The sequence below is a fragment of the Leisingera sp. ANG-S5 genome (assembly GCF_000813925.1).
Lineage (GTDB): Bacteria > Pseudomonadota > Alphaproteobacteria > Rhodobacterales > Rhodobacteraceae > Leisingera.
The window spans coordinates 530880-552891 of the sequence record NZ_JWLH01000001.1 but is presented as its reverse complement, the minus strand read 5'-3'; the positions used below and the strand labels follow the sequence as shown (position 1 = coordinate 552891).

Below are 22012 nucleotides of genomic sequence, written 5' to 3'. Positions count from 1 at the left end.
GCTTGGCAGACAGGAGCCTTCACATGACCGCCCCGAACACCCTTGGCATCGACTTTGGCACCTCCAATTCCGCCGCCGGCATTGCGGTTGCGGGCCGCCCCTGGCTGGTGGAGATGGAGCCGGGCGAGCAGACGCTGCCCACCGCGGTGTTCTTTGAGGAGGGCAGCCGCACTATGCGGATCGGCCACAGCGCCACGCGGGCGCTGATCAATGGCGACGAGGGCCGCTTCATGCGGGCGCTGAAAAGCCTGCTGGGCACGCCGCTGCTGCAAGAAGAGCGGCGGCTGGGCGGCGAGCGGCTGAGCTTTGCCACCCTGATCGCGCGGTTTCTGGCGGAGATGAAGCGGCGGGCCGAAGCAGCAACGCATATGGAGTTCACCCACGCGCTGTCGGGGCGGCCGGTGCGGTTTCATTCCAAGGATGAAGACCGCAACGTGCAGGCAGAAAAGGACCTGCGCGCCTGCTATCTGGCAGCCGGATTTCAGGATGTTCTGTTCATGCATGAGCCCGAGGCAGCGCTGCGCGCCGCTGCACCGGCGCCGGGTCTGGGGCTGATTGTTGATATCGGTGGCGGCACCTCCGACTTCACCGCGTTTGAACAGGGGAAAGATGGGGCAACCCGCATCCTCGCCTCGCACGGGGTCCGGCTGGGGGGCACAGATTTCGACCGGCAGCTGAGCATTCGCCATGTGATGCCTCTGCTGGGCCGGGGCAGCCAGATCCGCAATGCATTCGGCGGCGGTACATTGCCCGCGCCGAACCGGCTGTTCAACGATCTGGCGACCTGGCAAATGATCCCCTTTCTCTATGCTCCGGAGAGCCGCCGCGCAGCAAAGGATCTGGCCGCCAATGCGGTGGAGCCGGAGAAACTGGCACGGCTGGTGGACGTTCTGGAGGATGAGCTGGGCCACGAGCTGGCCTTTGCCGTTGAGCACGGCAAGATCCGGGCCAATGGCACTGATGCGGCGGCCCATATTGACCTGAAGCTGCTGGAGCGCGGGTTGTCTGTGCCGCTGGATGCCGCTGGAATGACCCAGACGCTGATGGAACAGACCGCCGCCATTGGCATCTGCGCGGCTGAGACCCTGGCACAGGCCGAGATTGAAGCGAAGAACGTGGAGCGGATTGTTCTGGTCGGCGGCTCTTCGCTGTTGGCCGCGGTGCAGGCGGAAATGCGCGGGCTATGCCCAAATGCCCGGCTGGAAACGGGAAATGCGATGACCGCGGTTGCGGACGGGCTGGCTCTGGCCGCGGGAACGGCCTTTGCCTAGGCAACTGGGAAGCAATCACGGCTTTTCCCGTTAGACATGCGCTGCCGGCGCGTTAGGCTGCAAGTCACGAGTCACATTTCGAGAGATTACTTCATGCGCCGTCTGCTGGCCCCTGCCCTGATTTCCGTCCTGCTTGCTTCCCCTGCTATTGCCGCCACCTGCGGCAATACCTCTGCCGGGTTTGATGCCTGGAAACAGGCGTTCAGCGCCGAGGCCCAGCGGGCGGGCGTGCGCAAGGCGGGACTGCAGGCGCTAGCCAATGCGCAATATGCGCGACGCACCATTTCGGCTGACCGCAATCAAAAGAGCTTCAAATACTCGCTGGAAAAATTCATGCAGATCCGCGGCTCCGCCACCATCGTGGCGCAGGGCCGCAAGCGCAAGGCGCGCAATCGGGATTTCTATGCCGCGCTTGAACGCAAATACGGTGTGCCGGCAGGTGTGCTGATTGCCATCCACGGAATGGAAACCGCCTTTGGCAATTACATGGGTGACAGCCAGGTGGTGTCCGCCATCGTCACGCTGACCTATGACTGCCGCCGCTCCGATTTCTTCCGCCCGCACGCATTGGGGGCGCTGAAGCTGGTGGATCAGGGTGCCATCACGCCGGGCACGCTGGGCGCCAAACACGGCGAACTGGGCCATACACAGTTCCTGCCCGGCAATGCGCTGCAGTATGGGGTCGACTGGGACGGCAACGGCAGGGTCGATTTCTACAACATGGGCGACGCGCTGGCCTCCACCGCCAACTACCTGCGCCAGAAGGGCTGGAAACCCGGCAAGGGCTACCAGCAGGGCGAGCCGAACTACCGGGTACTGAAGGAGTGGAATGCCGCCACCGTGTACCAGCAGTCGCTGGCGATCATGGGGCGCCAGATCGACGGCTGAGCACACCTGGCCAGCAACGGTTGTAAGTTTCAGCGCCCGCCCTCTGGCGGGCGCTGGGCGTTTCCGTCCCAAGGGTGAAAAACAGTCGGTGCGATTCCCGCGTCATTGTAGGCCTTGGGGCATCAATGTGACCGCAAGCCGCCACAGTTGAGCCGCAATCCAGCCACCGGACACGGGGAATTTCCAAATTATTTGTTTAAATTCAGCGCGATACATCCTGCCGCAATTCAACGCGGTCCGGCGCGCCCGGGCTCAGAATATTGTCCAGGCCCGCCCCACTTTTAACTAGTTCAAATTTTATTGTTTCTCTGACGGCACCCTGAATGGAGGATCCGGACAGTGGCAGAGAATGTGCAATATACAGGACGGCTTGGGCTGGAAAGCCGCGACAGCAAAACCCTTTCGGATGCGGTGACAGCAGTTGTCGACACGCTGGATGACTTCGGCCACCCGGCAGAAACGATTGAGGCCCGTGCGGAAAACACCGCGAGGCTGCAAAGCGATCACTACCTGGTGACCGTGCGCCTGCGCCGGGTGCCCCTGCGCCGGACAGCCAAGCTGCCAGGCAGCGTCATGCAACCCTCGGCGCTGCTGGAATTGTCGCTGTCCCCGGTTTACCCCGGCTACTGCGATCAGGAGATTTCTGAACTGCTCTTGGCAGAAACATTGCGGCGCCTCCTGGATAGGGTAGAGGCTGCTTTTGTCGAATGGCTCGACACCGAAGTTGCCCTGACCTGCGAACAGTTTCTGAGCGCCTTTGATCCCCAATCCCGCAGCGCTGAGCAGCCTGTTGCCGCGGTGCCGGCTGCCGCGTCCGATGCAGCTGCGTCGGTTCCGCAGATGGCCCGGAGCGTGCAGCCCCGGCCCCGCGGCAGAGACTGCTTTACCCCGGTGGACCAGACAGCGCGCGCGCTGGATGCCCATTGCGACCTTGCCTTTCAGGAAGCGAGAATGCGCAAGGCAGCTCATGCTGTTGCGGCGGCATCCGGCAAGTCCTGGGCAGGTTTGCGCGCCTCTGTTTCGGCCTCGGGCCTGCGCAGCAACTGGGGGCGCCAGCTGCAGGCCTCGGCCTTGGCAGCGCTGTCGCTGACCGGCCCGCGCCGCCTGCGTTTCATCAGCCACCTGCTGCTTCTGACCGCCCTGTTCCTGTTCTTGGAGAGCGCCGGAATGGTGCAGGCCGCCCGGCCGCTGGTGCCGTAGGACCTGAGCAGCCGCTTAGCTGACAAAGGCCCGTTGCGGTCCGCGTCCCCCCTTGTTTGGTCAGAAACGACGGTTGAATCCGTCGCTTTCAGCGGCGAATCCGCCCTGCCCCTTGCTGCACATTGTACAGGACTGTGCAGCAAGGACTTCCCGGCATGAACGAGCATTACCGCGACATCCGCAAGATCGACCCGACCCGCGGCGCCAAATTGGGCGACAACACCCCGAACGACAATGACCGGGTGGAGATCGGCCCGACTCAGCTGGCTTTTGGCGAATGGGCCGAAGCCGGGCTGCAGCTGCCCGACCTGCAGGCGCTGCGCAGTTTCCGCTGGGAGCGGCTGACGCGTTTCATCAATGACCGCGGCTATGGCGGCCTCCTGGTGTTCGATCCACTGAACATCCGCTACGCCACAGACAGCACCAACATGCAGCTGTGGAACACCCACAACCCGTTCCGGGCTCTCCTGATCTGCGCTGACGGCTATATGGTGCTGTGGGATTACAAGCAGTCGCCGTTCCTCAGCGAGTTCAACCCGCTGGTGCGCGAACAGCGTGCGGGCGCCGATCTGTTCTACTTCGACCGCGGCGACAAGATCGACGTGGCCGCCGACAAGTTCTCCAACGAAGTGCGCATCCTGATAGAAGAGCACAGCGGCAGCAACAAGCGGCTGGCGGTGGACAAGGTGATGCTGCACGGACTGCGCGCACTTGAGGCGCAGGGCCTGGAGATCTTCCCCGGCGAGGAGCTGACTGAGAAATGCCGCGCGGTGAAAGGCCCGGACGAGATCCTGGCGATGCGCTGCGCCCATCACGCCTGCGAAACCGCGGTGGCCGCAATGGAAAAATTCGCGCGTGAACAAGTGCCTGGCGGCAATATCTCAGAGGATGACGTCTGGGCGGTGCTGCACGCGGAAAACATCCGCCGCGGCGGTGAATGGATTGAGACCCGGCTGCTGGCATCCGGCCCGCGCACCAACCCGTGGTTCCAGGAATGCGGCCCCCGCATCATCCAGAACAACGAGATGATCAGCTTTGACACCGATCTGGTCGGCTCTTACGGCATCTGTATCGACATCTCCCGCAGCTGGTGGATTGGTGATGAAAAGCCGCGGCCCGACATGATCTATGCCATGCAGCACGGGCTGGAGCATATCCGCCACAACATGGAGATGCTGAAGCCCGGTGTGAACATTCAGGAGCTGTCGCGCGGCTGCCACCCCTTGGACGACCAGTTCCAGAAGCAGAAATACGGCTGCATGATGCACGGCGTCGGCCTGTGCGATGAATGGCCTCTGGTGGCCTATCCGGACCAGATGGTCGAGGGCGCCTTTGACTATGAGCTGGAACCGGGCATGGTGCTGTGTGTCGAGGCGCTGGTCTCGCCTGAGGGCGGCGATTTCTCCATCAAACTGGAAGACCAGGTTCTGATCACCGAAGACGGCTATGAGAACCTGACCAGCTATCCCTTCGACAAGGCGCTGCTGGGGGAGGTTTGAACAAAACAGCCGGTCCCTCCCGCAAGGAGGGGCCGGGACAGCCTGCGGCGCCGTCAGGCGCCTCCTTTCAGCAGTACGCGGAGAGGAAAGGCTCCAGCTTGTCCCGCAGCACCAGAACGCCGGGCGAATCTGTGACTTCTTCCAGCTGGCTGAGCGGCACCCAGGCCAGAGCGTGGGATTCTCCGCTGGCTGCAATCTCTCCCGCCTCAGCGTGAAACAGGTAACGCACATCGTAGTGCAAATGCGCGCATTCATTTGCGTTCTGAGGGATTTCGTGAATATCGACGTCGAACACCTGCGCCGATAGCGGCCTGATGCGCACAAGCCCGCTTTCCTCATAAGCTTCCTTCAGCGCTACAAACGGCACGTCGGCGATGCCGTCGCAATGGCCGCCCAGCTGGAACCATCGGTTGAGCTTCCTGTGATGGGTCAGAAGTACGCTGCTTCTGTCCGCTGACAGCACAAAGGCCGAACCGGTCACGTGCCCGGTTTCCGGATTGCGGTCAAAGGCTTGCGGCTCGCCCGTGCAGAAATCCGTCAGGCGCTGCCACATGCTGCGGTCGCGCGCGGTTTGCGGGCTGTAACATCCGATACCTGAGAGGACGCTGCTGCTCATCTGCCTTCACCTTCCCGTGACGTTCCGGCCTGTCGCCTTGTTAGTGGCCATCCAAGCGCTCAATCTATGCGGAACACCTAACAAAGGCCACGCCCATGCCCACGGAACGGATCACCTTCACCGGCCACGCCGGAAACACCCTTACTGCCCGCCTCGACCTGCCTGAGGGGCCGGTGCTGGCGACTGCGCTCTTTGCCCATTGCTTCACCTGTTCCAAGGACATTCCGGCAGCGCGGCGCATTGCCGGACGGCTGGCGGCGATGGGGATTGCGGTCTTGCGGTTTGATTTCACCGGGCTGGGGCATTCCGAGGGCGAGTTTGAAAACACCACCTTCAGCTCCAACGTGGCGGACCTGATCAAGGCGGCGCAGTACCTGGCCGCGCGCAGCATGGCGCCGGCGCTGCTGATCGGCCATTCGCTGGGCGGTGCTGCAGTGCTGCGGGCGCGGGCAGGCATCCCCTCGGTCAAGGGGGTGGTAACGCTGGGGGCGCCGTTTGATCCGGGCCATGTCTCGCACCATTTCGATGCCGCCCTGCCGGAAATCGAGGCCAAGGGCCGCGCCGAGGTCTGCCTGGGCGGGCGGCCGTTTGTGATCGGCAAGGAGTTTGTCGACGATATCCACGCTGAGGCGCTGGCGCCTGCAATTGCGGAGCTGAAGGCCGCGCTGCTGGTTCTGCATGCGCCGCGGGATGAGACCGTAAGCATCGACAATGCCGCATCGATCTTCACCGCCGCGAAACATCCCAAGAGTTTTGTCACCCTGGATGACGCCGACCACTTGATCTCCCGCGCGGCGGACGCCGAATACGCCGCCGAAGTCATTGCTGCCTGGGCCGGGCGCTATGTCAAAATGGCGCCGCCCGCGCCGCCGCCCGGTGCGCCGGAGGGCATCCTGAGGGTGACAGAGGCGGACCCGGAGGGTTTCCTGCAGGATGTGCAATCCGGCCCCTACCACCATGCCTTCGCCGATGAGCCGCTGGCCTATGGCGGCACCAACCGCGGCATGTCTCCGTACGGGTTTGTCGCTGCGGGCCTGGGCGCCTGCACCTCGATGACCCTTCGCATGTATGCCCGCCGCAAGGGCTGGCCGCTGGAAGGGATCAGCGTCGATGTGAGCCATGACAAGGTGCATGCTCAGGACGCGCTGCCTTCGGGGCCTGCCAAGATCGACCAGTTCACCCGGGTGGTGCGCCTTTGCGGCCCTCTAAGCGACGACCAGCGCGCGCGGCTGCTGGAAATCGCCGACAAATGCCCTGTGCACCGGACGCTGGAAAGCGGCGCCAAGGTGGTGACACGGCTAGAGGCCGCAGAGCAGCCCGCGATCTGACATACCGGACCGCCGGCGGGCCTCCCGCGCCCGAACGGTGCAGGAAACCTGCCCCATCAGCGGCCTTGGGCCCGGCACCGCGCCATGCGCGGTGCCGGGCCCAACTGCGGCAGCTCTTCGCACGAAGACCGCAGCGCAGGCGGGAGAGCCTCGCTGCTTCTGAATTTGCGCCACATCAAAGTTCCGCCCCGCGTTCCCCTTCATGCTGTGTCCACCCTGGCCGCTGCCGGGCATGGGAGGAGATACATGGGACTTTTTGCAAAACTCGGGCGCAGCAGTGATCTGGTGCAGGGCATGGCCAGCCGGCTGGGCATCGACTACGGTGAAATGGTTGCTGGCGATCCGCAGGTGCAAGGCCAAAAATACATGCGCGCGGTCCTGCGCTGCAGCACCTGCCGCAATCAGGACGGCTGCAGTGACTTGCAGCGGGAGACAACAGAGCTGGCGGAGGCGCCATCCTACTGCCGCAACGCGCAGTTGCTGGCGCATTTACGGGGCAGCTAATCCCTTCTATACGGCTGCTCGCATCCGCTGTGTACTATCCGGTTTGCAGCGTGCGGATCAGCGCGCTGGCTCACTCTGCAGTCTCAGCGTACCGTCCGGTGGTGATGTCACCGCCTTCCCCAACAAACCGAATGGCCTCGCCGTCACTTTCCAGCGCATAACAGGCCCACAGGTCCGAGGGCGGCCAGGTGGAGCAGTATTTGCCGTCCCGCACACCCCAGTAGCCCCAGCTGTCATGGCCCGCATTATAAAGCGTCCGGCCCGAGACGTGGAATTCCTGCCAGGCGCCGCTGCCATAGACCAGCCTGCGGCCTTCCAGCGCCGCCTGCACCTCCGCCCCGTTCAGCACCCGCCATTCTCCGCCCCAAACCGGCGAAACCGCAGATGATAACGCAATCATCAGGGCAATCTGCCTCATGTCCCTCTCCCAGCCTTGCTGTCCTGCCTTTGCTGATCTAAGAGGCCGGGCATCTGCTGCGCAATCACATAAAGGTGCCTCCGCCCATGATCCCCCGCTATTCCCGCCCCGAGATGGTCGCAATCTGGTCGCCCGAGACCAAATTCAAGATCTGGTACGAGATCGAGGCGCATGCCTGCGAAGCCATGGCCAACCTTGGCGTGATCCCGCGCGAGAACGCCGACGCGGTGTGGAAAGCCAAGGACGTGGAATTCGACGTCGCCCGCATCGACGAGATCGAGGCCGTCACCAAGCATGACGTCATCGCCTTCCTGACCCATCTGGCGGAGCATGTCGGTTCTGAGGAAGCGCGCTTCGTGCACCAGGGCATGACGTCGTCGGACGTTCTGGACACCTGCCTGAACGTGCAGCTGGTGCGCGCCGCCGATATTCTGCTGGAGGGCATGGACAAGGTGCTGGCGGCGCTGAAAAAACGCGCGCTGGAGCACAAGAACACCGTGCGTGTTGGCCGCAGCCACGGCATTCACGCAGAGCCGACCACCATGGGCCTGACCTTTGCCCGCTTCTATGCGGAAATGGACCGCAACAAGAACCGCCTGGAAAAGGCCCGCTGGGAAGTTGCCACCGGCGCGATCTCCGGCGCGGTGGGCACCTTCGCCAACATCGACCCGGCGGTTGAAGAGCACGTCTGCGAGCAGCTGGGCCTGCGCCCTGAGCCGATTTCCACCCAGGTGATCCCGCGCGACCGCCACGCGATGTTCTTTGCCACCCTCGGCGTGATTGCCTCCTCGATCGAGAACGTCGCTGTTGAAATCCGCCACATGCAGCGCACCGAGGTGCTGGAAGGCGCGGAATTCTTCTCGATGGGCCAGAAGGGCTCCTCGGCGATGCCGCACAAGAAGAACCCGGTACTGACCGAGAACCTGACCGGCCTTGCGCGTCTGGTGCGCATGGCGGTGATCCCGGCGATGGAGAACGTGGCGCTGTGGCATGAGCGCGATATCTCGCACTCCTCCGTCGAGCGCGGCATCGGTCCGGATGCAACCATCACCCTCGACTTCGCCCTGCACCGTCTGGCCGGTGTTGTCGACAAGATGCTGGTGTTCCCGGAGAACATGCTGGACAACATGAACAAATTCCCGGGCCTGGTGATGTCGCAGCGGGTGCTGCTGGCGCTGACCCAAGCCGGCGTCAGCCGCGAGGATGCCTATGCCATGGTGCAGCGCAACGCCCTGAAGGTCTGGGAAGAGCGCGTCGACTTCCGCGAGCTGCTGCTGGCAGACGCCGATGTGGTTGCGGCGCTTGGCGAAGAGGCGATCAACGAGAAATTCGACATGGGCTATCACACCAAACATGTCGACACGATCTTCAAGCGCGTCTTCGGCGAATAAGACGTTTTGACCTGAAAACTCCAGACGCCCCGCCTTTCCGGCGGGGCGTTTTTGTTCCGCGGACACAAACGCCTTTGTGAACAAAAATACAGATCCAAACCCGGGTTCTGCGGCTAAACTGGGCCAAACTTTGCATTTGGAGCACGAGACATGCGTATTTTCGCCCTGGCCGCCGCCCTGACCCTGCCGGTTGCAGCCCTTGCCGCCAGCGGCAACGACTGGAACCCTCCGAAACCTTCCGAGACCACCAAGACCTGCAAGGGCAAACGCGTCTGGGATGAGGAGAAGAAACGCTGTGTACGGCCGCGGAAGTCGTCGCTGAACCAGGAAGGGCTGCTGGGTGCGGCGCGCGAGCTTGCCTATGCCGGCCGTCAGGAAGATGCCCAGGCAGTGCTGAGCGCGATGGCCGATCAGACCGACAGCATGGTGCTGACCTACTGGGGCTTCACCCACCGCAAACTTGGCAACCTGGATCTGGCGCAGGCCTATTATGATCAGGCCTTGGCGCAGGACCCGGACAATATCCTGGCACGTTCCTACATGGGCCAAGGCTTTGTCGTACAGGGAAAATACGGCGCAGCTCTTGCACAGTGGAAGGAAATCCGCGCCCGCGGCGGTGACGGCAGCTGGGCTGAGGCCTCCTTGCGCAGCGCGCTGGAGACGGGCACCTCTTACAGCTACTAGGCTTCAGTCTTTCTTTACGGCTTGCGGCCTATCCTGCCCACAACGATTGAGAAGAATCTTTTGTTAGGGTGCGAGAATGCCTCAAGACGATATGCTGGCGCTTCCGATGGATCTGGGCGGGGGCGACATGGGCGGAATGGGCGGCCTGGACATGGGCGATTTCGCCGCGCCCGCCCCGATGGGCGGCCTGGATGCAGGCGGCCTCAGCGGCGGCATGGGTGGTGGAATGGGCGGCGGCGCGGTCGCAAACCCGGCCGCGGCTGCCAGCCTCAGCGGCAAGGCCAAGGCTGCCATCATCGTCCGGCTGCTGCTGAATGAAGGCGCCGAGATCCCGCTGGAAGAACTGCCCGACGACCTGCAGCTGGAGCTGACCCAACAGATGGGCCGGATGCGTATTGTCGACCGCGAAACGCTGAATGCGGTGGCGGGCGAGTTTGCCGATCTGCTGGACAATGTCGGCCTGCATTTCCCCAACGGCCTGGCTGGCGCATTGAACGCGATGGAAGGCAAGATCAGCCGCCACACCCACAGCCGCCTGCGCCGCGAAGCCGGGGTGCGCCAGTTCGGCGACCCCTGGGAGCGGCTGAAACAGCTGCCGCCCGAAGATCTGGCCGGGCTGGCAGAGGCCGAAAGCACCGAGGTGGCTGCAGTTCTGCTGTCCAAACTCGACACTGCCAAGGCCGCGCAGATGCTGATCCACCTGCCCGGACCGGTGGCCCGCCGCATCACCTATGCGGTCAGCCAAACCGCCAATGTAACGCCGGACACCGTGGACCGCATCGGCCTGTCGCTGGCCGCCCAGGTCGAGGCACGGCCTGATCTCGCCTTTGACCAAACCCCTGGCCAGCGCCTGGGCGCTGTCCTGACCGAAGCCGCCGCCGCCAAGCGCGACGAGGTGCTGACCGCGCTGGACGAAGAGGACGAGGATTTCGCTGTCTCGGTGCGCAAGGCTATCTTTACCTATGCGCTGATTGCCGAACGGATGAAGCCGCTGGACGTGCCAAAGCTGATCCGGGTGCTGTCGCAGCCCGATCTGGTGACCGCAATCGCCTTTGCTACCGACGAGGAAGACGTGGCCACCTCGGAATTCCTGCTCAAGAACATGTCGAGCAGGATGGCAGACAACATCCGCGAGGAAGTTGCAGAGCGCGGCAGGGTCAAGCGCAGCGACGGCGAAGCCGCCTTCAGCCTGATAATCGGTGCCATGCGCGATCTGGTCGCGACGGGAGAGATCGAGCTGAAATCGGTGGAAGAAGACGAGGAAGACAACGGCTGACACCTCGCACAGCTACAGCTTTGCAAGCCGGCCTTGGCAGTTGCGCAGCCTTTCAGCCCGCTGGAGCTGCTTGTGCCTGCCGGCGCCACTGCGTATGATGCAGGCTTCCAGGCGCAGTTCCGCGCCGCAGCCATCCAGACGCCATGCCCGCAGATCCTTCCGAGCTCTCCACCTGGAGCCATGTCAAATATTTTGGCAGCAACCTGTTTCTGCGCGGCCTTCTGCTGGGCGCCGGGCTGGTGCCCTACCGGTTTCGGGTGCCGATGATGGGCCGGCTGGTCACCGCCATGGGGCGTGCCGCCGGATTTCACAAAAGGGTGCGCGACAATCTGAAACTGGTCAGCCCGGAACTGTCAGAACTGGACGCAGACCAGTTGTACAGGGACGTCAGCAACAATGCCGGGCGCATGATTGCAGAGCTTTACGCTGGCAAGGAATTCTTTGAGCGTGCCCGCAAGGCGCCGATCACCGGGCCGGGCCTGAAGGCGCTGGAAGACGCCCGCGCAGCAGGCCGCCCGGTGCTGCTGGCGACCGCTCATTTCGGCAATTACGATGCCGCCCGCGCGGCCCTGGTCGCCCGCGGCCACGAGATGGGGTCGCTTTACCGGCGCATGGCCAACCCCTATTTCAACGAACATTATGTCGAAGCCATGAAGGCCAATCACGACCTGATGTTCGAACAGGGCAAGCGCGGCATGGTGGAGCTGGTCCGGCATCTGAAGAAGGGCGGCATTGCCGCCATCGTCACCGACCTGCACGCCCAGGGCGGCGAACTGATCGACTTTTTCGGCAAGCCTGCCGTCACCTCCACCGTGCCTGCGGAACTGGCACTGAAATTCGGCGCGGCGCTGATCCCGGTCTATGCGGTGCGGCAGGAAAACGGTCTGGACTTCGAGATCGTGATGAATGCCGAAGTGCCGCCTTCTGACCCGCTGACGATGAGCAAGGCGCTGAGCGCGGATCTGGAAGCGATTGTGCGCAAGCATACCGGCCAGTGGTTCTGGATCCACCGCCGCTGGAAACCTTATGTGCCTGTAGGTAAAGCCGCCAGGCAGACCGGCTCTGCTGCGGACTGACGCGGAACGTCAGTCCACTCGCGCCGCCGCGATGACCGGGCCAAACGGAGCAGCCTGCACCAGAACCGCAGCTGGCTTGCCGACGGGCGCAGGGACCGCGACCTCAAGGCCGCCTGCCCCGTCCCACTCTGCCACGACCTGCCAGTCTTCGACCACATTGGCATAGCTGAGCGTCCGCCCGGCCAGCTCTCCACGCTTGATGCTGACGGTCCGCTTCGGTGTGTAGCGCACCAGTTGCACCAGCAGGCGGCCTTCGGGCATCTGCACCTTTGGCTGCAGCCTGATCACCACGTCCCCGCCGCTGCGGGCCACAGTCAGCGCAACGGGCCGCGGCTGTTTCTGGTGGCGGGTGATTGCATCCTCCACCTTCATCGCGTCGGCGCCGACCACATCGTCCTGCCCCATGATGATCATCTGGGGCGTATAGATCATCCGGCGGCCGCCCTGGTGGGCATAGCCTTTCTGCCGTTTTGTGTGGGAGGGTTTTGCGAATTCGTCCTTCCAGCCGATGTAATCCCAGTAATCCACATGCAGCGCCAGCGGCAGCACATCTTCGCGTGCGGCAAGCTCATGCAGCAGCGCATCGGCGGGCGGGCAGGAAGAACAGCCTTGCGAGGTGTACAGCTCAACCACCACAGGCTCATCTGCGGATTGGCCGTAAACGGGCAAGGCAAGTGCAACTACAGCCGCGATCGGCGCCAGGAATCTCATGAATCGCTTTCTCTGTTTGGTAGGCTTCAGGTCTAAAGATGTGCCGGCAAACAGGCCAATCAATCATTTTTGAGCGTGGCGCGAGGCAGCTTAAATCAAAAAATGTGTACTATTGCATACAAAAGTGCCACCTGCGGCGTTTGGGCTATTGAATGCTTCACCTTCCTCATGCATTTAGCAGGCAGCGAATTCCCCGGTTACAAATTCTTGAGGGAGGCCAATCATGCCTATCACCGTCGGACAGGACAATGCCAAGGCGCGCAAAACGCTCAGCGTCAATGGCAAGTCGATCTCCTATTACTCCATTCCCGCCGCCACCGAGGCCGGCTTTGGCGACTTTTCCAAGCTGCCTGCCGCGCTGAAAGTGGTGCTGGAAAACATGCTGCGGTTCGAGGACGGCGGTTTCTCCGTCTCCACCGACGACATCAAGGCCTTTGCCGAATGGGGCGCCAACGGCGGCAAGAACCCGCGTGAGATCGCCTACCGCCCTGCCCGCGTGCTGATGCAGGATTTCACCGGCGTTCCCGCCGTTGTCGACCTGGCCGCCATGCGCGACGGCATCGTCGGCCTGAAGGGCTCTGCCGCCAAGATCAACCCGCTGGTCCCGGTTGACCTGGTCATCGACCATTCGGTGATGATCGACGAGTTTGGCAACCCGCGCGCGTTCCAGATGAACGTGGACCGCGAGTATGAGCGCAACATGGAGCGTTACCAGTTCCTGAAGTGGGGCCAGAACGCGTTCAACAACTTCCGCGTTGTGCCGCCGGGCACCGGCATCTGCCACCAGGTGAACCTGGAATACCTGGCGCAGACCGTCTGGACCGACGTGGACCAGAACGGTGAAGAAGTCGCCTATCCGGATACCCTGGTCGGCACCGACAGCCACACCACCATGGTCAACGGCGCTGCGGTTCTGGGCTGGGGCGTTGGCGGCATCGAGGCCGAAGCGGCCATGCTGGGCCAGCCGATCTCCATGCTGATCCCCGAGGTCATCGGCTTTGAGCTGACCGGCCAGATGGTCGAAGGTACCACCGGCACCGACCTGGTTCTGAAGGTCGTCGAAATGCTGCGCGCCAAGGGCGTGGTCGGTAAATTCGTCGAATTCTACGGCGAGGGCCTGGACCGTCTGCCGCTGGCAGACCGTGCGACCATCGCCAACATGGCGCCGGAATACGGCGCCACCTGCGGCTTCTTCCCGATCGACGACGAAACCCTGCGCTACCTGCGCAACACCGGCCGCGACGAAGACCGCATCGCACTGGTCGAAGCCTACGCCAAGGAAAACGGTTTCTGGCGCGGCGCCGATTATGCGCCGGTCTACACCGACACCCTGTCGCTGGACATGAGCAGCATCGTTCCGGCCATCTCCGGCCCGAAACGCCCTCAGGACTATGTGCCGCTGACCAACGCCAAGGCCGCTTTCCGCCAGGAGATGGAAGAGACCTTCAAGCGTCCGATGGGCAAGGAAGTCGCCGTCAAGGGCGAAGACTACACCATGGAATCGGGCAAGGTCGTGATCGCCTCGATCACCTCCTGCACCAACACCTCCAACCCCTATGTGATGATCGGCGCCGGACTGGTCGCGCGCAAAGCGGCCGCCCTGGGCCTCGACCGCAAGCCCTGGGTCAAGACCTCGCTGGCACCGGGTTCGCAGGTGGTGTCCGCCTATCTGGAGGCCGCAGGCCTGCAGGAGGATCTGGACAAGGTCGGCTTCAACCTGGTGGGCTACGGCTGCACCACTTGTATCGGCAACTCCGGCCCGATCCAGCAGGAGATTTCCGAGGCGATTGCCGAGGGTGATCTGGTGGCGACCTCTGTGCTGTCGGGCAACCGCAACTTCGAAGGCCGCATTTCGCCGGACGTCCGCGCCAACTACCTGGCCTCGCCGCCGCTGGTGGTCGCTTATGCGCTTGCCGGCACCATGGACATCGACCTGGCAACCGACGTGATCGCACAGGACAAGGACGGCAACGATGTCTACCTGAAAGACATCTGGCCCTCGACCCAGGAAGTTGCGGATCTGGTGGCCTCCACCGTCACCCGCGAGGCGTTCCAGTCGAAATACGCCGACGTCTTCAAGGGCGACGAGAAGTGGCAGGCGGTTGAGACCACCGACGCGGAAACCTATGACTGGCCCGCGACCTCGACCTACATTCAGAACCCGCCCTACTTCCAGGGCATGGGGCATGAACCGGGCACTATCTCGAACATCGAGAACGCCAAGGTTCTGGCGGTTCTGGGCGACATGGTCACCACCGACCACATTTCCCCCGCCGGCTCCTTTGCCACCACCACGCCTGCAGGCCAGTACCTGCTGGAGCGCCAGGTGCAGCCGCGTGAGTTCAACTCTTACGGCTCCCGCCGCGGCAACCACGAGATCATGATGCGCGGCACCTTCGCCAACATCCGCATCAAGAACGAGATGCTGGACGGCGTCGAGGGCGGCTACACCAAAGGCCCAGACGGCGAGCAGACCTCGATCTACGAAGCCTCGATGGCGCATCAGGCCAACGGCACCCCGCTGGTGGTGTTCGGCGGCGAACAGTATGGCGCGGGCTCCTCGCGCGACTGGGCGGCCAAGGGCACCGCGCTGCTGGGCGTCAAGGCGGTGATCGCCGAGTCGTTTGAACGTATCCACCGCTCCAACCTGGTTGGCATGGGTGTAATCCCGTTCGAGTTCACCGCAGGCGATACCCGCAAGTCGCTGGGTCTGACCGGCGAGGAAACTGTTTCGATCAGCGGCCTGGACACCATCCAGCCGCTGCAGGAAGTGCCTTGCTCGATCACCTTTGCCGACGGCTCGGTGAAGGAGATCACCCTGAAGTGCCGCATCGATACCGCTCCGGAGATCGAATACATCGAACACGGCGGCGTTCTGCACTACGTGCTGCGCAATCTGGCCAAGTCGTAAGACCTGCCAGACCCGAGCTTTTGAACATGCACCCCGCGGGGTGCATGTTTTTTTGTGCCATAGACTGCCGGAAAACTCGTTTGCGATGACAGGTTTCCGGCTTGCGGAATCCAGTATCCCGGATACAATCTTAACGTGAGATCAGCAGGATCTTTACTGGTTGTGTGGCCGTGCTTGCTTGTGCAAACCTATATTTTAAATACATGTTTAAACAAAACGCAGGCGAGGAAAGGCTGATGCCCCGAGAATGAAAGAGGCCGCTTTCCTAGTCGTCTATCCGGACATAGACACTTTTGATGACCATGCAGCAGCTGTCCTGGCAATGCTGCCGGGCACCCGGGAATATCCCGGCTGCATAGAAGCCTATGCCGGCATCAACCGGGACCGCTTCGAAATCGCGGTGTTCCATTTATGGGAAACATCGGAGCATCTGGAGCGTTACCTCAACTGGCGCGCCGAGCGGGGTGATTTGGACGCTCGCAGCGCCACCATGCGCCGGGAACAGGACTTCCGCACCTACTCTGTTCCATAGCTGACTGCTGCACAGACATTGTTCGGATACACCGCATTGCCAGCGGTGCAAATCACTGGAAAATTGCAGCTATGAAACAGACAAACAGCATCACTGGTTACCACGCCCACATCTATTTTGACGCTGCCACAGTGGATCAGGCCCGCCGCCTGTGCCAGCAAGCTGAAGACGAGTTTGGCGTGCAAATGGGCCGCGTGCATGAGAAGACCGTTGGCCCGCATCCGATGTGGTCCTGCCAGCTGGCGGCAACGCCGGAGCAATTCAGCGTGTTGCTGCCGTGGCTGGCGCTGAACCGGGATGGGCTGATCGTCTTTGCCCACCCGGAAACCGGCGACGACCTGGCCGATCACCGCGATCACGGCATATGGCTGGGCACTGGATTGGACCTGAATTTCAGCATCTTCGCCTGAGCTGATTCCGTAAATTTACCAAAAATTTCCAAGTTGCTGGGACCATTCCGGCACTCACAAACACCGGAGGCTTCAATGACTGAAGCGGTAATCATTGGATTGCACCCCCGGTCCGGTAAATTCGAAGAGCTGGCTGCGCTTGTTCAACAGATGGTGGAACAAGTCCGCAGGCACGCGGGATGCTTGCAGGCCGAGATCCTGCTGGCTCAGGACCGGAACGAAATCGCAATCTTCCAAAAATGGAAAGATAACGACTCTTTCAGCGACTACCTGATTTGGCGGTCCAAGCAGGAGCAGCTGGATCGGGTCTATGAAATGTGCGCCATTGAGCCTGAACTGAGCAGTTTCACCTTGGCCGCCCCTGTTGAAAGCCCGCAGACCGCTTACTGAGCTGCGGCCTTCTCCATCGCGGGGCGCAGGGTGCTGTCGATCACCCGCTGGGTGATCGGGCCTGCAAAGCGCAAGACGATCTTGCCGTTGCCGTCCACCACATAGGTCTCCGGCACGCCGTAGAGGCCCCAGTCAATTGCCATCCGGCCCTTTTCGTCCCGGCCGATCGCGGTGTAGGGGTCGCCCAGTTCGTTCAGGAAAGCCTCGGCATTGGCCAGCTGGTCCTTGTAGTTGATGCCGTAGACCGGGATGCCCTCCTTGGACAGTGCTTCGAGGTTAGGATGCTCTGCCCGGCAGGGTGCACACCAGCTGGCCCAGTAGTTCACCAGTTTCACGGTGCCGTCGCGCAGGGTTTCGTCGCTGAACATTTCCTTGCCGGGAAATTCGTCCAGCACCACCGGTGGCGCGGGCTGGCCTTCGCGGGCAGACGGCAGGCTGTTCGGATCCTCGCGGAACATGCCCACCAGTGCCAGGCCGACGAAACCTGCAAACACCACTCCGGGAACCGCCATCAGCGGTGAAATCTTAGCCATTGCGCTTCATCCGGGTTTCCAGGTTTTCCATCTCCCGGCGGACCTTGCGGCCGCGCAGGATCGTCAGCACCACCAGCGCCGCCAGCAGCACCAGCGAGGCGCCATAGGCCGATAGCACCGTGTCGGCGTATTTTCCAAGATCAGGCATCACGCCTCCAGCCGTTCGCGCGCCATCAAAGCCTTGATGCGGCGGGCGCGGATTTCAGTTCCGGTGCGGTAAAGCACCAGCGCAAGGAACAAGAGCACAAAGCCCGCCATGCAGACATAGAGCGGCGAGGAGAAGGCATCATGCACATTCTCTTTTTCATCAAGCGACAGCGACGCGCCCTGATGCAGCCCCTGGTTCCAGAAGTTCACCGCATAGCGGCTGAGCACGGCAAAGACCGAGCCCACCAGGCACAGGATCGAGGTCAAATCCGCGGCGGTGTCCGGGTTGTCGATCGCCTCCCACAGGGCGATATAGCCGAGGTAGAACAGGAACAGCACCAGGAAGGAAGTCAGCCGCGGGTCCCAGGCCCACCAGGTGCCCCACATCGGCTGCCCCCAGATTGCGCCGGTGATCAGTGCAATCACGGTCATTACCACGCCAATGGGGGCTGCCGCGCGGGCAGCCAATGCGCTGACATGGTGCCGGCGGATCACCCAGACCAGCGAAGCGACCAGCATCATGAACCAGGCATTGATCGCCATCAGCGCCGAGGGCACATGCAGGAAGATGATCTTGACGGTGGAGCCCTGCCGGTAGTCATCCGGCGTAAAGAAGAAACCCCAGACAAGGCCAACGGTGATCAGCACCGCTGAGCTGACCCAGAGGGCCGGCATCACCTTCTCGGAGGTGGCCAGAAACTTCTTCGGGTTGGCGTATTCCCAGATCGACATGGTGGCTATTTAGCTCTTGTTCTCGGGTTTCTCAATTCACGGGTCCGGCAAATGTCCTAGCGCAAATTGACGCGCAGGACAGCAGCGCTGGCAAAGGGCAGCAGGGCGATGGAGGCGGCGGAGATGCCGGCCAGAAGCAACAGCGGCGTCTGCACTGCCATGCCCTCCGCACCGCGGCGGGCGACCTCGGAGCCGAAGATCAGCGTCGGCACGTAGAGCGGCATCACCAGCAAGGACATCAGCAGGCCGCCGCGCTTCAGCCCCACGGTCAGTGCGGCGCCAAAGGTGCCGATAACAGAAAGCGCAGGCGTACCCAGCAGCAGGGAGATCACCAGCCACTGGAAGCCCTGCACCGGCAGGTTCAGCAGCACGCCAAGCACAGGTGCGGCCAGCACCAGCGGCAGGCCGGTGGTGATCCAATGGGCCAGAGCCTTGATGGTGACGGTGCTTTCCAGCGGCAGCGGCGCGGTGGCCAGCAGGTCGAGCGAGCCGTCCTCCCAATCCAGCGCCAGCAGGCGGTCGAGCGACAGAAGGCAGGCCAGCAGCGCGCCCAGCCACAAAACGCCGGGGGCGATGCGGGCCAGCAGCTCTGATTGCGGCCCGACAGAGAACGGCACCATCACGGTCACGATCAGAAAGAACGCAAGGCCAAGGCCAAAACCGCCGCCCGCCCGGAAGGCGAGCTTAAGATCCCGCAGGAGAAGCGCAATCACAGGAAGCCTCCGTCAAAATCGTCAATCTCAGGCGGCTTGGCCTTGTAGGGGCCAACGTCCAGCACCTCTGCCTCCAGCCCAAGGTCGATATGGGTGGCAATCAGGGCCGACCCTCCCTGCCCCAGATGCGCCCGCACGGCGTCTGCGAACATGGCAACGGAGTTTACATCAAGGCTCACTGTCGGCTCATCCATGATCCAGATGGGGCGGCCGGTGACCAGCATCCGGCTGAGGCCGAGACGGCGTTTTTGGCCGGCAGACAGCGCCCCAGCCTGCCGGTCGCGCAAGCCTTGCAGATCAAACCCGTCCAGCGCCTGTTCTATACCATTGCGGCCAAAGACGCTGGCCCAGAAGGTCAGGTTTTCTGCCACACTCAGCGTTGGTTTCAGCCCGTCGGAATGGGCGGCATAGGCAATCTGGTCCTCAGCCCCCTCAACCCGGCCCTTCAGCGGCGGCTGCAGGCCTGCGACGGTGCGCAGCAGCGTGGTCTTGCCGATGCCATTGGGTCCGCGCAGGATCAGCGCCTTGCCGGGCTCCAGCGCAAAGCTCAGGCCCTCCAGCACCGGGATGCCGCCGCGGGCCACGCCCAGATCCGTCACAGTCAATGTCATGAAGTTCGCTTATCCCATTGCTCCGGCGCATGAAAAGACTATTCAGCAAATGCCCGCTTTGCGGCAGGTCAAATACATCGGAAATTCATCTTCAGACCGGCAATGCGGCCAAGGCAATCCTCCGCCCCTCGGATAACAGCACATTGTAGGTGCGGCAGGCGGCCGGTGAATTCATTGCTTCAACGCCCAGCCCTGCATCCTCCAGCGCCTTGCGCAGGTCTGCAGGGATATGGGCGATCTCAGGCCCGGTGCCGATGAACAGCACATCAATTTCTCCGGCAAGCGCCAGCAGAGGCGCAGCGTCCCCCATGCCGTCCCAGCCCGCAGTACCAGCAGCCGAAGTCAGCACGCCGCCCTGATGCACCTTGCCGCCGATGCGGAAGAACCCCTCGCCATAGCCGTCTATGGGCTGCGCATCGGAATAGCTCACTTCATTCAGGCGCATGGGCGGTCCTTTCAGTCAAATACCGGGAGGCTGGATAACACGGCCAGCGCGATCACGGAATAGGAGGCAAAGCGGTAGAGCTTCTCGAGCTTGGGATCAAACAGCGCTTTACCGGTCAGCGTGGTGACTATGTAGGGGATGCCGAGAAGGCAGGCCAGAATGACGGCCTTGAGGCTGGCCATGCCACCGAAGATCAGGTTGGCCGCGATCACCACATCCAGTGCAGCTAGGAACACGATGGTGTTGGCCCGGACCCGCGCGACATCACGCACGTTGGCGAGGTAGAAAACGATGACCACCGGCCCGGTGAGGCCGGTCATGCCGCCCACGATACCAGCCGCCCCGCCGATGGCGAACCGCCCCGGCCAGCCAAGTTTGCCCTGCCAGCGCCAGCCGGAGACCACAGCGGCCAGTGTCACTCCGATCACCCCGGCGGCCACCCAGCGCAGCGTCAGCGGGTCCATCTGCGACATGATCCACAGGCCCGCAGGCACGGTTACCGCAGCGGCCATGGACAGGGCCCCGACCTCTGCCCTGTCCGCCTTGCTCCAGGCCTGCGGAAACAGGGTGATGGTGGAAAACACCCCCATCAGCACCATCAGGAACACAACATCCGCCGAGGGCAGGAATTGCGCCCCGACGGGAACGAAGATCATCGCGGTGCCAAAACCAGTGAAGCCGCGGACAAGACCCGCGGCTCCAATGGTTATCAGCAGCCAGACCAGCCCCGGCGTCTGCAGGGCTGCCTGAAACGCCTCAGGCATCGATGTTGCCGAACTGGTTGCCGGTGGTGTTGGCCTGCTTCGACCAGTCGCGCTTCACCCCCAGTTTCAACAGGATGGTGGAGGCGACGAAGACCGAGGAGTAGGTCCCGACAATAACGCCCCAGATCATCGCAAACACGAAGCCGCGGATCACGTCGCCGCCCAGTACATAGAGCGAGATCAGCGCCAGAAGCGTGGTGACGGAGGTCATCATCGTCCGGCTCAGCGTCTCGTTGATCGAGATGTTCAGAACCTCAGAGAGGTCCTTCTTCTTGTAACGGCGCAGGTTCTCCCGCACCCGGTCGAAAACAACCACGGTATCGTTCAGCGAGTAGCCGACGATGGTCAGCAGCGCTGCAATGATCGCCAGGTCGAACCGGATCTGCAATTCCGAGAACACACCGATGGTCAGCACCACGTCATGCACCAGCGCCGCCACCGCGCCGAGGGCGAACTGCCATTCGAACCGCAGCCAGATGTAAACCAGAACCGCGGCAATCGCCAAGGCGACCGCAATAATGGCGGTGGTGATCAGCTCGCCCGAGACCTTGGGGCCAACGGACTCGACCGAGACGAATTTGATGCCCGGCGCCACCGCGTCCAGGGAGGCCTTCAGCGTCTCGATCATCTCACCGGAGATCGCCTCGCCGTCGTCCTGTGCCTGAATGCGGATCATGGCGACGTGCTGGTCTTCTTCGAAGGCCGGATCGAACACCTCGGTGATCGACACGTCACCCAGGCCGTGCACCGCCAGTGCATCGCGGTATGCGCCAACGTCCACAGTCTCCGACGCTTCGGTGCGGATGGTGGTGCCGCCGCGGAAGTCGATGCCGAAGTTCAGCCCCTGAAACAGGAAGGAGGCAAAGCCCACCACCATCATCAAGGCTGAGATGCCCAGCCACAGCTTGGCGCGTTTGAAGAAATCGAATGAGGTTTCCTGGGGAACAAGTCTCAGCCGCATA

At 62.6% G+C, this 22012-nt stretch carries 25 protein-coding genes; 14 read left to right on the top strand and 11 right to left on the bottom strand.

Going from position 1 to position 22012, the window contains the following annotated elements:
- The first annotated feature begins 23 nt into the window (after positions 1–23).
- From RA25_RS02750 to dddP, 4 genes are all read left to right on the top strand, one after another.
- On the top strand, positions 24–1271 hold the full coding sequence (locus RA25_RS02750; protein WP_039169945.1) for an Hsp70 family protein: 1248 nt from the start codon (positions 24–26) through the stop codon (positions 1269–1271).
- A gap of 93 nt (positions 1272–1364) precedes the next feature.
- Entirely contained in the window at positions 1365–2159 is a 795-nt protein-coding gene (locus RA25_RS02745; protein ID WP_019295474.1) for a lytic murein transglycosylase, read from the top strand.
- A 351-nt stretch (positions 2160–2510) separates the two neighbouring features.
- Entirely contained in the window at positions 2511–3359 is an 849-nt protein-coding gene (locus RA25_RS02740; RefSeq protein ID WP_152612410.1) for a hypothetical protein, read from the top strand.
- 155 nt (positions 3360–3514) lie between these two features.
- Positions 3515–4858 (top strand): dimethylsulfonioproprionate lyase DddP, encoded by a 1344-nt coding sequence (gene dddP, locus RA25_RS02735; protein WP_039169941.1) that lies wholly within the window; start codon positions 3515–3517, stop codon positions 4856–4858.
- A gap of 67 nt (positions 4859–4925) precedes the next feature.
- Here the strand turns inward: dddP and RA25_RS02730 are convergent, their stop codons facing one another.
- A complete protein-coding gene (locus RA25_RS02730) occupies positions 4926–5474 on the bottom strand; it encodes an NUDIX hydrolase (protein ID WP_039169939.1) in 549 nt (182 codons plus the stop codon).
- 95 nt (positions 5475–5569) lie between these two features.
- On the opposite strand from RA25_RS02730, the gene RA25_RS02725 reads away from it, so the two are divergent.
- Positions 5570–6802: a bifunctional alpha/beta hydrolase/OsmC family protein gene (locus RA25_RS02725; protein ID WP_039169935.1), complete on the top strand. Its 1233-nt coding sequence runs from the start codon at positions 5570–5572 to the stop codon at positions 6800–6802.
- A gap of 246 nt (positions 6803–7048) precedes the next feature.
- Positions 7049–7306, top strand: a complete 258-nt coding sequence (locus RA25_RS02720; protein ID WP_019295469.1) for a DUF6455 family protein — start codon at positions 7049–7051, stop codon at positions 7304–7306.
- A 70-nt stretch (positions 7307–7376) separates the two neighbouring features.
- Here the strand turns inward: RA25_RS02720 and RA25_RS02715 are convergent, their stop codons facing one another.
- Positions 7377–7724, bottom strand: coding sequence for a hypothetical protein (locus RA25_RS02715; protein ID WP_039169934.1), 348 nt, complete (start codon positions 7722–7724; stop codon positions 7377–7379).
- 86 nt (positions 7725–7810) lie between these two features.
- Between RA25_RS02715 and purB the strand changes: the two genes are divergently transcribed.
- The 4 genes from purB to RA25_RS02695 all read left to right on the top strand — a co-directional run bounded on the left by purB (position 7811) and on the right by RA25_RS02695 (position 12151).
- Positions 7811–9115, top strand: coding sequence for an adenylosuccinate lyase (purB, locus tag RA25_RS02710; RefSeq protein WP_019295467.1), 1305 nt, complete (start codon positions 7811–7813; stop codon positions 9113–9115).
- 150 nt (positions 9116–9265) lie between these two features.
- Positions 9266–9799, top strand: coding sequence for a tetratricopeptide repeat protein (locus RA25_RS02705; protein WP_019295466.1), 534 nt, complete (start codon positions 9266–9268; stop codon positions 9797–9799).
- A gap of 76 nt (positions 9800–9875) precedes the next feature.
- Positions 9876–11075 (top strand): flagellar motor switch protein FliG, encoded by a 1200-nt coding sequence (locus RA25_RS02700; protein WP_039169932.1) that lies wholly within the window; start codon positions 9876–9878, stop codon positions 11073–11075.
- Positions 11076–11218: 143 nt separating this feature from the next.
- Positions 11219–12151 carry a lysophospholipid acyltransferase family protein gene (locus RA25_RS02695; RefSeq protein WP_039169930.1) on the top strand — a complete coding sequence of 311 codons (933 nt, stop codon included), beginning with the start codon at positions 11219–11221 and terminating at the stop codon, positions 12149–12151.
- 9 nt (positions 12152–12160) lie between these two features.
- Here RA25_RS02695 and RA25_RS02690 read toward each other — a convergent pair whose 3' ends face one another.
- Positions 12161–12862, bottom strand: a complete 702-nt coding sequence (locus RA25_RS02690; protein WP_039169929.1) for a DUF1223 domain-containing protein — start codon at positions 12860–12862, stop codon at positions 12161–12163.
- Positions 12863–13085: 223 nt separating this feature from the next.
- On the opposite strand from RA25_RS02690, the gene acnA reads away from it, so the two are divergent.
- The 4 genes from acnA to RA25_RS02670 all read left to right on the top strand — a co-directional run bounded on the left by acnA (position 13086) and on the right by RA25_RS02670 (position 17105).
- Positions 13086–15773 carry an aconitate hydratase AcnA gene (gene acnA, locus RA25_RS02685; RefSeq protein ID WP_039169926.1) on the top strand — a complete coding sequence of 896 codons (2688 nt, stop codon included), beginning with the start codon at positions 13086–13088 and terminating at the stop codon, positions 15771–15773.
- 247 nt (positions 15774–16020) lie between these two features.
- Positions 16021–16305, top strand: a complete 285-nt coding sequence (locus tag RA25_RS02680) for an antibiotic biosynthesis monooxygenase (RefSeq protein WP_039146330.1) — start codon at positions 16021–16023, stop codon at positions 16303–16305.
- A 71-nt stretch (positions 16306–16376) separates the two neighbouring features.
- Entirely contained in the window at positions 16377–16715 is a 339-nt protein-coding gene (locus tag RA25_RS02675; protein ID WP_039169923.1) for a DOPA 4,5-dioxygenase family protein, read from the top strand.
- A 33-nt stretch (positions 16716–16748) separates the two neighbouring features.
- Entirely contained in the window at positions 16749–17105 is a 357-nt protein-coding gene (locus RA25_RS02670; protein WP_241477347.1) for an antibiotic biosynthesis monooxygenase family protein, read from the top strand.
- On the opposite strand, the gene RA25_RS02665 is transcribed toward RA25_RS02670, so the two are convergent.
- The 8 genes from RA25_RS02665 to secF form a co-directional block, all read right to left on the bottom strand.
- A complete protein-coding gene (locus RA25_RS02665; protein WP_039169917.1) occupies positions 17099–17638 on the bottom strand; it encodes a DsbE family thiol:disulfide interchange protein in 540 nt (179 codons plus the stop codon). The two genes, RA25_RS02670 and RA25_RS02665, sit on opposite strands and share 7 nt — an antisense overlap.
- A complete protein-coding gene (gene ccmD, locus RA25_RS02660) occupies positions 17631–17786 on the bottom strand; it encodes a heme exporter protein CcmD (RefSeq protein ID WP_039169914.1) in 156 nt (51 codons plus the stop codon). Before ccmD ends, RA25_RS02665 begins: the two co-directional genes overlap by 8 nt.
- Positions 17786–18517: a heme ABC transporter permease gene (locus tag RA25_RS02655; RefSeq protein ID WP_039146341.1), complete on the bottom strand. Its 732-nt coding sequence runs from the start codon at positions 18515–18517 to the stop codon at positions 17786–17788. Before RA25_RS02655 ends, ccmD begins: the two co-directional genes overlap by 1 nt.
- A gap of 56 nt (positions 18518–18573) precedes the next feature.
- The gene (gene ccmB, locus RA25_RS02650; protein ID WP_039169910.1) at positions 18574–19230 is read right to left on the bottom strand and encodes a heme exporter protein CcmB; all 657 of its coding nucleotides are present in this window, start codon (positions 19228–19230) and stop codon (positions 18574–18576) included.
- The gene (gene ccmA / locus RA25_RS02645) at positions 19227–19841 is read right to left on the bottom strand and encodes a heme ABC exporter ATP-binding protein CcmA (protein ID WP_039169907.1); all 615 of its coding nucleotides are present in this window, start codon (positions 19839–19841) and stop codon (positions 19227–19229) included. The genes ccmB and ccmA overlap by 4 nt, the downstream gene beginning before the upstream one ends.
- Positions 19842–19932: 91 nt before the next feature.
- Positions 19933–20286 (bottom strand): Mth938-like domain-containing protein, encoded by a 354-nt coding sequence (locus tag RA25_RS02640; protein WP_019295453.1) that lies wholly within the window; start codon positions 20284–20286, stop codon positions 19933–19935.
- A gap of 11 nt (positions 20287–20297) precedes the next feature.
- Complete coding sequence (locus RA25_RS02635) at positions 20298–21050, bottom strand: TSUP family transporter (RefSeq protein WP_039169905.1); 753 nt, start codon at positions 21048–21050, stop codon at positions 20298–20300.
- Positions 21043–22011 (bottom strand): protein translocase subunit SecF, encoded by a 969-nt coding sequence (secF, locus tag RA25_RS02630; protein WP_019295451.1) that lies wholly within the window; start codon positions 22009–22011, stop codon positions 21043–21045. The genes RA25_RS02635 and secF overlap by 8 nt, the downstream gene beginning before the upstream one ends.
- Position 22012: the final 1 nt, after the last annotated feature.